Source organism: Pseudomonas sp. MWU13-2105, from assembly GCF_023242315.1.
Lineage (GTDB): Bacteria > Pseudomonadota > Gammaproteobacteria > Pseudomonadales > Pseudomonadaceae > Aquipseudomonas.
Window position 1 is genome coordinate 1 of record NZ_JALLIY010000041.1, and the last position, 10,298, is coordinate 10,298.

At 57.1% G+C, this 10,298-nt stretch carries 13 protein-coding genes; 5 read left to right on the forward strand and 8 right to left on the reverse strand.

All coding sequences use genetic code 11. The annotated features are described in order from the left end of the window. Positions 1–666: 666 nt before the first annotated feature. The 4 genes from M5B96_RS31905 to M5B96_RS31920 all read right to left on the reverse strand — a co-directional run bounded on the left by M5B96_RS31905 (position 667) and on the right by M5B96_RS31920 (position 3,398). The gene (locus M5B96_RS31905; protein ID WP_248801096.1) at positions 667–1,200 is read right to left on the reverse strand and encodes a hypothetical protein; all 534 of its coding nucleotides are present in this window, start codon (positions 1,198–1,200) and stop codon (positions 667–669) included. Positions 1,201–1,463: 263 nt separating this feature from the next. Beyond that, complete coding sequence (locus M5B96_RS31910; RefSeq protein WP_412548677.1) at positions 1,464–1,616, reverse strand: hypothetical protein; 153 nt, start codon at positions 1,614–1,616, stop codon at positions 1,464–1,466. A gap of 102 nt (positions 1,617–1,718) precedes the next feature. Further along, positions 1,719–2,480 carry an SDR family NAD(P)-dependent oxidoreductase gene (locus tag M5B96_RS31915; protein WP_248801098.1) on the reverse strand — a complete coding sequence of 254 codons (762 nt, stop codon included), beginning with the start codon at positions 2,478–2,480 and terminating at the stop codon, positions 1,719–1,721. 297 nt (positions 2,481–2,777) lie between these two features. Continuing rightward, entirely contained in the window at positions 2,778–3,398 is a 621-nt protein-coding gene (locus M5B96_RS31920) for an NADPH-dependent F420 reductase (RefSeq protein WP_248801100.1), read from the reverse strand. Between the two features lie 160 nt (positions 3,399–3,558). Between M5B96_RS31920 and M5B96_RS31925 the strand changes: the two genes are divergently transcribed. Then, entirely contained in the window at positions 3,559–4,011 is a 453-nt protein-coding gene (locus M5B96_RS31925) for a winged helix-turn-helix transcriptional regulator (RefSeq protein ID WP_248801102.1), read from the forward strand. 41 nt (positions 4,012–4,052) lie between these two features. Here M5B96_RS31925 and M5B96_RS31930 read toward each other — a convergent pair whose 3' ends face one another. After that, a complete protein-coding gene (locus M5B96_RS31930) occupies positions 4,053–4,652 on the reverse strand; it encodes an NADPH-dependent F420 reductase (protein WP_248801104.1) in 600 nt (199 codons plus the stop codon). Positions 4,653–4,710: 58 nt separating this feature from the next. Further along, positions 4,711–5,445, reverse strand: coding sequence for an SDR family NAD(P)-dependent oxidoreductase (locus M5B96_RS31935; protein ID WP_248801106.1), 735 nt, complete (start codon positions 5,443–5,445; stop codon positions 4,711–4,713). 112 nt (positions 5,446–5,557) lie between these two features. Here M5B96_RS31935 and M5B96_RS31940 point away from each other — a divergent pair, with 112 nt between their 5' ends. The 3 genes from M5B96_RS31940 to M5B96_RS31950 all read left to right on the forward strand — a co-directional run bounded on the left by M5B96_RS31940 (position 5,558) and on the right by M5B96_RS31950 (position 8,013). Next, positions 5,558–5,920 (forward strand): winged helix-turn-helix transcriptional regulator, encoded by a 363-nt coding sequence (locus M5B96_RS31940; protein WP_248801118.1) that lies wholly within the window; start codon positions 5,558–5,560, stop codon positions 5,918–5,920. 265 nt (positions 5,921–6,185) lie between these two features. Then, positions 6,186–7,691, forward strand: a complete 1,506-nt coding sequence (locus M5B96_RS31945; protein WP_248801108.1) for a diguanylate cyclase — start codon at positions 6,186–6,188, stop codon at positions 7,689–7,691. A 160-nt stretch (positions 7,692–7,851) separates the two neighbouring features. Next, on the forward strand, positions 7,852–8,013 hold the full coding sequence (locus M5B96_RS31950) for a DUF2986 domain-containing protein (RefSeq protein WP_248801110.1): 162 nt from the start codon (positions 7,852–7,854) through the stop codon (positions 8,011–8,013). Between the two features lie 44 nt (positions 8,014–8,057). Here M5B96_RS31950 and M5B96_RS31955 read toward each other — a convergent pair whose 3' ends face one another. Further along, entirely contained in the window at positions 8,058–8,546 is a 489-nt protein-coding gene (locus M5B96_RS31955; protein WP_248801111.1) for a hypothetical protein, read from the reverse strand. After that, on the reverse strand, positions 8,543–9,667 hold the full coding sequence (locus M5B96_RS31960) for a saccharopine dehydrogenase family protein (protein ID WP_318654867.1): 1,125 nt from the start codon (positions 9,665–9,667) through the stop codon (positions 8,543–8,545). The genes M5B96_RS31955 and M5B96_RS31960 overlap by 4 nt, the downstream gene beginning before the upstream one ends. Positions 9,668–9,816: 149 nt before the next feature. Between M5B96_RS31960 and M5B96_RS31965 the strand changes: the two genes are divergently transcribed. Next, entirely contained in the window at positions 9,817–10,251 is a 435-nt protein-coding gene (locus tag M5B96_RS31965) for a nuclear transport factor 2 family protein (RefSeq protein WP_248801116.1), read from the forward strand. Positions 10,252–10,298 lie beyond the last annotated feature (47 nt).

Here is a 10,298-nt window from a genome sequence, read left to right on the forward strand (position 1 = left end):
GGTGTCGAGTGTGTAACGAGTGAAAGTGGTCATCGCAGTTTTCCTTGAGTGGGTCAGCAAGAGTGCTGGGGCTATCTTGCTGCTCTTGGCGGGGCTGCGGAACGTAGCGGCGGGGCATATGATTCATGCAATTTGGGAATAAAGCAGGACATGGACATATTGTCTGGCGATTTTAGAATCTCGCTGTCGGGTCGGACGACGTGATGGAGGCTGATCGCCCGCTTCTGGCCGTTTTCTGTCTGTGCTGACAGGCAGCGCTGGGTCGACTCCCACCCGTCGTGACAGGCAGACGGGCGGCCAGCAGCATCAATATCGTGGTCTGTCCCCAATTGCTCGTCGCGACTTGATTGTGCCAAGACAGAGTAGGATTTGGGGCGTGTAAACCACCCCGTACCGATCGCTCCTCACCCCCATGATTTCGCCGATCTTCCCGGATCTGACGAGAGCGTTGAAGGGGGCATTCGGGAGCTCGACCATTAGCAGCATTTTCATCATTCGATACTCTATTCAAATGACAGCCTCATCTCCCTGCCTTTGCTCCTGGCGCTCATGCCGTCAGGACTGCATTCATCCGTTCCTGCGGTGTGTTAAGCATAGCGAAGCATGAGTTGACGTTCGTCTGGGGCTACGGACGGGAAGGTTCGTGAAGCAGAGGGGGGGTATTTATCAGGCTCGCTCATTTACTGAAAGATTGTTATGTGGCGAATTGGAAAAATAGGCTAATGCATTTACGACTTGGTTGGCGCCTACCAAGGAGTGTAATGCTACTTTGTACCCAGCCTGGCTTTCCATTGCAAATTCTGGATTGGCTTTTGCAATCCCCTTGGTGTCGATAAGCATTTCATTGAACATGGCGATCGCGTTAAATTTAACATCTTTATTGATTTGCTGGCCGTTCGCGCCGAAATTCATGTTTCCCGATATAAATTGCGACTCTACGTGTTGGTCGATTAATCCATTCTGATATAGTAATGCTCCGATTTTTGCCAGGTCATTAGTGCTTATGGATGCCATATCATAGTTTTTTAAGGTGCTTTTCAGCTGGTTGATGTCGCTCTCGCTAGAAAGGTTCAGTGTGGCTGCCGCTTTGGCCTTATCTGTGATAGTAAATGAATTAGTAATCTGATTAGGGTTCTTGATCACATAAGCATTTGCCTGTTTGCTGGATGCAAGAACTGCGGCTCCGAGCTTCATACTCATTTGAAAATCCTCCTGGAATACAGTTTATATTTTATTGTATCGGCCTAAAGGTTTCTTTCTTTAGCGACCGTCCGCTTCTGGCCGATTCTGTTGAAAAAGTCGGATTTTCAGCTCGCCTGAACTCAGGCACGACCGCCACCGGAGAACCGACTCACCACATTGATTGGTTTTTCGGCCCTTCGTTGAGCTTTGCGGCTCCGTTATTGGGTTAGCTTGAGGTTTTTTACCTAGTGCAGGCGCACCTATCCCGTAACTGGCGGCCCTTATCGCCGCAGGTTCTGTACCGCGGCCGCCAGCGTGAACTCATCGGTCGCACCACTCATACCGCGTAGTCGCAAGCGATCCTGTTTCAGGATGCGCGTGAGGTGGGTAAACAACATTTCGATCTTTTTACGGTATCCGTCCGGCAAAGTCATCTAGCCCGCCCTGCAAAGCTATCGTATCCGTCCGGCGTTTGAGCCCGTCGGCAAAACACAGTAACTCGTCTTCTCGCGCAGCCCCTGCGGAGAGCGCTAAACCTAGGTCAGATTTAATCCGCCGTCTGACAGGAGTATCTCACCGGTTAAATAGTCCGAATCAACCAACATTACAACAGCGTTTGCAATATCGTCTGGGCTAGCCGCCCTGCGCATTGGGGCGCGATCTCGCCACAACTCTTGGGCTCCTGTCCACTCTGCGGTCAGAGGCGTGTCGACCAAGCCAGGCGCCACAGCATTTACGCGAATGTCTGGCCCAAGTGACACCGCGAGCAAGCGGGTCATGTGATTGAGCGCAGCTTTGCTCACCGCGTAGGGAATGGATGCGCCCTTAGGACGGACACCAGCATGCGAACTGATGTTTACGACGCTGCCTGCTCGACGGTAACGGGCGGCATCGCGCAATGCCGATTCGGCCAATGCGACTAGGTGGAACGGCGCCACCACATTGATTTCGTTAAGTTCGTTCCACACCGCCGAAGTGGCCGAGGCAAGGTCGCTGTGCGGAATAACTCTGCTGATGCCGGCGTTATTGACCAATACGTCGAGCTGACCCCACGCGGCGATCGCCTCGTTAACAAGCCTGACCCTGTCAGCTTCAAAAGCAAGATCAGCTTGCACGTAGATAGCCTGTTTCATTTCGGCAGCCATAGCGCGACCCGTATCCGCAGAGTTTCGCGAATGGAGGACCATCGCATAGCCTGCCCGGCTCAGTGTACGTGCAATGGCTGCGCCGATACCGGAAGTGGATCCTGTAACCAACGCGACACGTAGTGCGTTATCGATTGGCGGATTGGGTTTCATATGGAAATCTCGAATTGGTTGCTAGAGAACCACCACCGCAGCACCGTGGGGCGTCGTAGGTGGAAATCGTTTCCTATCTGCTGGTAGTTGCCGACCCTGAATTTCGTGCCGTTGGAAGTCATATTTGTACAACGGGTTCTTAAAATGCAGTCTGGATATCTCAGTGTGCACCCGTTTCACGAGTTACTGATGTTTGTTTCGAGGTCACGGAAGGGACAACAATTAAACGGTCCATTTGAATAGGCGCTGCGGCGACCCGTAGCACCCGGCTGTCGCGCTGCGTCATGTTTCTCTCGGTCAGTCGATCGTAGGAAGGACGAACCGTTCACTGAACGTAAGATTGACCCCTATGAGCGGTCCGCCGGTTTGCTGGAGTCGGCCGCCCTCTGCCAGGGAACCTACATCGAGACTGTAGAAACCGATCTCCTCAATAAGGTCGCTTACCGCCTTTTTGGCGCCGGCGTCATCCCCGGACACGAAGAGCGCAGTCTTGCGTTTTGACATCGAGAAATCCGAGATCCAGGACACGGGAAGGGTGTTGAACGCCTTGACGACCTTCGCTCCCGGCGCGAGATCTGCGACGATCTCGCTCGACGTTCGACCGGTTATGTCGCCTAGCACCAAAGGCTCAAGGCTGGCAACGCGGTTGGTTGTATCCACGAGAATCCGGCCCTTCCAGTCGCTGACCGAAAACAACGCCGACTGTACGTTCCACCATTTGACGGCAAGCACGACGAGGTCCTGCTCCGCAGCCTCTTTCGCGGTTCCGGCGGCAGCGTCGGAACCCAGCTCTGCCACAAGGGCGGCGAGTGACTCAGGCCCACGCGAGTTGCTGAGTACAACCTGGTGACCTACCGATAGGGCGTGTTTGGCGATCGTTTGGGCGACAGGCCCGGCACCGATAAAGCCGATTTTCATTTCGAATTCCCCTACTGAATATGGGTTGATCATGCATGGACTGCCGGCGCGGTCCGGCGACCGCGTTCAACGTGCAAACCATGCTGGGTATGTTGCTTGTTAAAAGCAAGTAATTCGTTGAAATTTACTTGCTACCTACAAGCGATGTTAAGATCCAACCATGAAAACGACGTCTAAAAAAGAGATTCGGTCCCATTGCGCAGTGAACTACGGCGTGGAGATCTTCGGCGACCGGTGGTCGCTCCTGATCATTCGCGACATCGTTTTTGTGGGCAAGAAGACGTATGGCCAGTTCCTCAAATCGGAAGAGGGAATCGCGACCAATGTCCTTGCTTCCCGCCTTGTCTCTCTCGAGGAGCAAGGAGTTCTCTTGAGGACGCCCAGCCCCGACGACGGGCGCAAGGATTTCTACACGTTGACCGAGAAGGGCCTGGACCTCATTCCCATCGTGCTCAACATCGTCCTGTGGAGCGCGAAGTACGATTCGAAGTCGTACGTGCTGCGCCGCGAGGAGTTCGTTGCTCGATTAGGTCAAAGCCCTATGCAGGTGAGCGAAGAGGTGAAGGCGCTGGTCCGCGATGGTGGATGTATCTTTCCTGTAAGCGCGGAGTGAGCAGGACAGCAAGCGCGCCCTGTCACGTCGTACGAAGTACCTCAGTCGAACTTGACCAAGTCCTTGAAGATCAGTTGACCCCAGCTATTTCCGCGCGCCTGCACAAGCAGGCCGCCTGCCGAAAGCCCGCCAAGCCTGAGCGGCGAGAAACCGAGACTTTCCGCAAGCACACCAATCTCCTCTGCGGCGCCGTCATCGTCGCTCGCCAGGAACACCACTCGCCTGCCACCCTGTACGACCGGATCCTGGTCAAGGACGGCAGCGACCAAATGGTTGAAGCCCTTAACCAGTCTTGCACCAGTGAAGGCCTGCGCGACCACCTTGGAAGAAGGCTGTCCTCCCAGTTCCTCCGGGGACACACCGTAAGCATTGGTCACATCGACGATGGTCTTTCCCTTCCAGGTCGGCAGCGCCTTCGCGACATCCCGGTGTGATTCGTAACGGACAGCCAAGAAGATGATGTCCGCCTTGAGGGCCTCCGCCAGTGTTTGGGGAATGACTTCGGGTCCGATCGCAGTCGCAGTGGAGGCGAAGTTTTCCGGGGCGCGAGTGGTTGCAACGGATACTTCGATGCCGCTGCGGGCAAAGGCCTTGGCAAGCGCCTGGCCGAGCTTGCCGAAGCCGATAATTGCGTAGCTCATATATTTTCCTCGGGTTTACCACGCCCAGCGACTGGAGTGAGCGGCCGGGCGCAGCGAGTCAGATTTGCGCCAGGCCGCCGTCGACGGCGACCTCGCTGGCGGTCATGAAGCTGCTGTCCTGCGATGCGAGAAAGGCGGCCACCGCGCCGATCTCCGTCGGATCGGCCATGCGCTGGAGCGGATTCATCGCGGCGAAGACCTTCATGCCTTCCTCGCCCAGCGCTTCCTTCGCGAGTTCGGTAGCCGTTGGCCCGGGCGACAGCACGTTGACCCGGATGCCGCTGCCCTTCAGGTCCTCCGCCCAGCTCCGCGCGAGATTACGCACTGCCGCCTTGCTCGCGCTGTAGGCGCTGAACGCCGGGGCGCCGGTGGTGCCGGCACTCGATCCGGTCAGGATGATCGAACCGCCCTGGCCCATCAGCGGCAGCGCCTTCTGGACCGTGAAGATCAAACCCTTCACGTTGGTGTCGAAGGTTTCGTCAATGTGCTCGGCGGTGATCTTGCCGAGCGCAAGCTGGCTTCCCGCCCCGGCATTGGCGAAGACGATGTCGAGGCTTCCGCGCTCGGCCTTAACCGCTGCGTAGAGTCGGTCGAGGTCGGCCTGATCGGAGACCGAGCCCCTCACCGCGCGGGCATTGGCTCCGAGGTCGGCGACAGCGGCGTCGAGCGCTTCCTGCCGGCGGCCGAAGATGAAGACGAAAGCCCCTTCCTCGATGAAGCGCTTTGCCGCGGCGCGGCCGATGCCGGTAGCACCACCGGTGATCACGGCGGTCTTTCCATTCAATCTGGTCATGTCATGCATCCTTCGTTGGAGTTGTACGCAAGCGGAACTGCTTGCTTGAGGATGAGGATGCAGCTCTGATAACCTAAGGACAAGTATGCACCTTTTGGTAAGTATCAAAAAAATGACGACGAATTCTGAAATCTGCGGTACCGGCTGCGGGCTTAATGCCACGCTGCGCATCATCTCGGGCAAGTGGAAACCGCTGGTCCTGTTTTTCCTGCGCGACGGCCCGAAGCGCTACGGCGAGCTCAAGCGTTTGATCCCAGGCGTTAGCGACAAGGTGCTGATCCAGCAATTGAAGGATCTAGAAGCCGACCGCGTGCTGGCGCGGACCGACTACAAAGAAGTGCCCCCGCGTGTGGACTACACGCTGACGTTGCTCGGCCGCAGCCTGGCTGAGGCGATCGTCCCGCTGTGCACCTGGGGAACCGAGAACGCGGCGGAAATGGCAAGCATCTTCGCCAAGCGCGACACTTTGCCCTAGCCGGATGCCGAAGAACCGCCGAGGCGGGCACTTATTCTTATTGCTGTGTCAGCACGTGTGAGCGTTCTTTCTTGAAGTCTCTGAATTGCATCGCTTAGACACCGTGACGCGAAACAAAATGTACATTTTCCTCTCGCATAATCTGTTGCTGCAGCGATGCACGACTACTTGTATCCTTGTTCAAGAAGAGGACGAATGGCCGCCGCTATTGCCCTGATCCAATAGTCGCTGAAACGGAAAACCGGATGTTCCATAAGGTAGTAATGTGAAGCGTGATACCCATCTGGTTGTGCTTTTGCTGTTGGTTATCGGTAGCTCCCTGGCGTCACTGACTGTCTGGAAGGTGTTGGCCTCTCGAGATCGAGCGCTGGAGGAAGTGAACATCCATGGCTTGAACCTTGCCCAGGCGCTTGCTACTTATTCCGAAGGTATCGTCCGCCAAAGCTCGCTGCTTTTGCTCGGGCTTGTCGAACGCCTGGAAACCGAAGGTAGCGGACCTGCGCAGATTCAGCGGCTGAGTGCATTGGTCAGCCGCCAGGAGCCGCTGATGCCACAGCTCAGTGGTATCACGATCTACGATAATCAGGGGCACTGGTTGATGTCCTCCAACCGGCCGATTCCAGCCGGGGCGAACAGCACTGATCGTGCCTATTTCATTCATCACCGTGACGATCCATCTCGTGAGATTTTTATCGGTCCGCCAATCATGAGCCGATCTAATCAGGAATGGGTGATCACTATCAGCCGGCGTTTCAATGATCCTCGCGGTGAGTTTGCCGGCGTGGTGTCGGTCACCTTGGGGGTCGAAAATTTCCTGCGCTTGTTTGGAAAGATCGACGTGGGGCAGGAGGGTGCTATCGGCTTGTCCCATACCGACGGTACGTTGCTGGTTCGCTATCCTTTCCGCGAGCAGGACATGGGGCGCAACTTTTCCAAGTCGCCCATCTATGCAAAGTATCTTGTCGATCGATCAGTCGGTACCGCGTCGTTCACCTCCAGCCTGGACGGCGTGGAGCGGCTCTACGCCTTCCGAAAGAGTGACCGGCTCCCGCTGATAACCACTGTGGCGCTAGGCAAGCGCGAAGCCCTCGCCGCGTGGCGAACGGAGGCGCTGCTGTCGGCGGTGGTGGTGACCGGGCTGCTGGGGCTTACCGGTCTCATCGGTTGGTTTTTGATCCTCGATATCCGTCGGCGGACCAAGGCAGAAGATCAGTTGCGTGGAGCTCAGCAGCAGTTGCTCTCATCGAATCGGCAACTTGAGTTGCTTGCGATGAAGGATGCCCTGACCGGTTTGGCAAATCGGCGCTGCTTTGACGAGAGCCTCGCCATGGAGGCTCGGCGAGCACAGCGCGAGGGCACAACGTTGGCATTGATGATGATTGATATCGACTACTTCAAGCGCTTTAACGACTCGCTCGGGCATGTGGCAGGAGACGCATGCCTGCAGACGGTCGGTAGAATCTTCGAGGCGTGCGTAAGGCGACCGTCAGATCTGGTGGCACGTTATGGCGGAGAGGAGATGGGCGTCATCATGCCTGACACCGACAGTGACGGTGCCGCGGTGGTGGCGCAACTTATCCTCGACCGTTTGAAGCAAGAGAACATTGCGCACAACACCAGCCCGTTCGGACGGCTAAGTGTGAGCATTGGGATTGCTACCGCCACGGGGTCTCAACTGGACCATTTGCAAGGGCTGATTGAGATGGCAGATCAGGCTCTGTATAACGCCAAGGCGTTCGGACGTAATCAGTTTGTGAGTGGGGGATTGTGATATGCGTTCACAGCACGACTGCGTGGGTGACGTCCTTTCGGAACCTCTCGACGCGTCACACCTGGAAGCGGTGAGCCTGCGAAGTATTCGGATGGGCACGGCTGATCAGTCAATCAATAAGCTGATATCATTCAAAAATTCACAAGCTGAGTAGGAAAATATGAATCGTCGTAAAAAAATAAACCAGCTATTGAAGGCTAACGCGAAAAAGGCCAGTGCCAAATTGGCACCGGTAAAAAAAAACAAATACATTAGCAAAGCCGACCGATTGAAACTGGCGGCTGAATCCAGTAACGAATCAATCATTTCCTCCGAGAGCTGATCTAACGCTCTCAAGCACCAGCGGATTTTACAGGTCTGGTTGGTCTAGGCATTCCGATCGCCCGTGGCGCGTTCCTTGGCAATACTTCGCAGATACGTCGCCATCGCCGCAAAACGCTGGCGAGTTTCCCATTCGAACACTCGGTTGACCAACGGGTCCAGCATCCACCCCAGCCACCTCGGGCGCAGTCGGACGCTGAACGTATAAATCAGCTCCGAGGTCCCATCATCAAGATCACGATGACGCATTGAAGCGGCCCACCACTGGAAGCATCCCGCCGGCTCCACAATTACTGCTGCCGCTACTTGAGCTGGCCGGTAATTGACGAAACGGGTACGCAACGCAAACAGACGTTTCCAGCCGCGCCCCTGATTGAACGTGATTGCGCCGATGTAGGGGTGACTGCCACCGCCCTCGACCGCAGCATGGGACAGCAACGTATCCCACTGCCGACGCACACCATGGTTGTGAAAAGCTTCAAAAGCATCGAAGGCTGAGGCTGGTATGATGAGGCTAATTCGACGTTGCTTCATTGCATCTCCTCGACAATGGCGGACGTGAATTTCCAGCGTTGGAACTCAGTCTCGAACTCCTCCAGTTCCAGTAAGCCCATGCACGGGAACGCCCCGGTCAGGTGAAGTTGCTTATTCGCCAACTTACAGGCGAGCAACACCGCCGCCATGCACGGGATTTCCGGCCCGTGCCCGCCCGGTGCGGTTAGCTGCCAGGTCAAACAACCTTGTTTGTTGTTCTTGAGCACTCCACGCACCTGGACCTTCATTGCCCCCGTGTCGCTGCCAAGCCGATCGAGCAGCAGAACGGACATGGTGTCCAGCCGGGCCGCCCAGCGCTCGATCGGCAATGGCAATCCGAGCCGACGCAAGGCGGCTGCCAACCAGAGGCCGACGTGCTGGATTCGCAGTTCCAGTGCCGCATGGAATTCGATATCGCGGACACCCGCGTATCGGGCCGGAAACAGCGCGAGGTCCGGCACATCGCACGCTGCTCCCCAGCGTGGGCCCAAGCCGACGAAGCTGAAGCGCCGGATATCCTGCCATCCGTACTGCTTGCGCCAGGCGCCGCCATTCCAGCGGGCAAAGGCCAGGCCGGCATAACCAAACACCGCCTTGATGGTGGCGACGCCGCGTGCGGCCTGCTGGCCGGGGGCGATAACGGTCCTGATGCCGTCCACGCGGCTAAAGGACCTGGCCAGGTGATCGGCCACCGCGCAAGATAATCCGGGCACGCTACTGGCTCCCGAAATGGCCAGCACGCCGGCGGCCTTTGCCTGGGCGTCTACATGGGCTGAAAAGTGCTCGACAAACTCCCGACCGTCCGCGAGGTCCAGGTAGTGGGCACCGGCAGCACAAGCCGCCTGCGCGACGCCATAGTCCTGGCCCTGAAATGGCCCGGCACAGTGTATGACCAGACCCGGCGCAGCTTCGGCAAGGCGAGCTGCGAAATCGGAGGCATTGATATCAAGGGGGAGGGTGGCTACGGTCTCTCCGGAGCTGAACCTATGGACGCCGCCGCCAGTGCGGCGACTGGCTGCTATCACCGTCAAACCTGGCTCCTGTGCGAGGCGTCGGCAAATGCGCGCCCCGAAGTTACCCAAACCACCTATTACGATGACGCGCATGGCTATCCTTGGCATAAGCTCTCAGCGGCTAGAGTATAAGGCTGCAGCGCACAGTTCAATGAAGGCCGAGGTCCCTGCGCCAACCTTCTATACCTTCAGGGCCCAGGGTTGGCTGCTGAACGTTGCACGCAATCCAGAACAATAACGATACCGAGGAACGCAAGATGTCCGAACTCAAGCTTCATCCACGAGCCGCTGCCTCGCTGCAACACTGGCATGACATGGTCGCGCGCGGCGACTTGGCCGCGTTGCCCGAACTGTTGGCGGCTGACGTGGTGTTCCGTTCTCCCATGGCTCATACCCCATACCCAGGGGTGCGGGTGGTCTCGACCATCCTCGGCACGGTCGTCAAGGTTTTCGAGAATTTTACCTATCATCGTGAGCTGGCTACGGCTGACGGCCTCAGCGTGGTGTTGGAGTTCAGCGCCGAGGTGGCGGGTCGACAGCTCAAGGGCATCGATATGATACGGTTCGACGAGACCGGCAAGATTGTCGAGTTCGAAGTCATGGTCCGGCCCATGAGCGCGCTGCAGGCACTCGGCGAGGAAATGGGACGGCGTCTGGCACCCTACCTGGCGGCCGCCAAGGCCCAGGGCTGAAGTCTCGACAGTTCCACAGCGCCTAGGACTTGAACATCGGCAGGTAC

Bases quoted from the DNA above. Each gene is read 5' to 3' on its own strand.
- M5B96_RS31905 (WP_248801096.1), bottom strand. From the start codon at position 1,200: ATGAGTATGAAGCTCGGAGCCGCAGTTCTTGCATCCAGCAAACAGGCA.
- M5B96_RS31910 (WP_412548677.1), bottom strand. From the start codon at position 1,616: ATGACTTTGCCGGACGGATACCGTAAAAAGATCGAAATGTTGTTTACC.
- M5B96_RS31915 (WP_248801098.1), bottom strand. From the start codon at position 2,480: ATGAAACCCAATCCGCCAATCGATAACGCACTACGTGTCGCGTTGGTT.
- M5B96_RS31920 (WP_248801100.1), bottom strand. From the start codon at position 3,398: ATGAAAATCGGCTTTATCGGTGCCGGGCCTGTCGCCCAAACGATCGCC.
- M5B96_RS31925 (WP_248801102.1), top strand. From the start codon at position 3,559: ATGAAAACGACGTCTAAAAAAGAGATTCGGTCCCATTGCGCAGTGAAC.
- M5B96_RS31930 (WP_248801104.1), bottom strand. From the start codon at position 4,652: ATGAGCTACGCAATTATCGGCTTCGGCAAGCTCGGCCAGGCGCTTGCC.
- M5B96_RS31935 (WP_248801106.1), bottom strand. From the start codon at position 5,445: ATGACCAGATTGAATGGAAAGACCGCCGTGATCACCGGTGGTGCTACC.
- M5B96_RS31940 (WP_248801118.1), top strand. From the start codon at position 5,558: ATGACGACGAATTCTGAAATCTGCGGTACCGGCTGCGGGCTTAATGCC.
- M5B96_RS31950 (WP_248801110.1), top strand. From the start codon at position 7,852: ATGAATCGTCGTAAAAAAATAAACCAGCTATTGAAGGCTAACGCGAAA.
- M5B96_RS31955 (WP_248801111.1), bottom strand. From the start codon at position 8,546: ATGAAGCAACGTCGAATTAGCCTCATCATACCAGCCTCAGCCTTCGAT.
- M5B96_RS31960 (WP_318654867.1), bottom strand. From the start codon at position 9,667: ATGCCAAGGATAGCCATGCGCGTCATCGTAATAGGTGGTTTGGGTAAC.
- M5B96_RS31965 (WP_248801116.1), top strand. From the start codon at position 9,817: ATGTCCGAACTCAAGCTTCATCCACGAGCCGCTGCCTCGCTGCAACAC.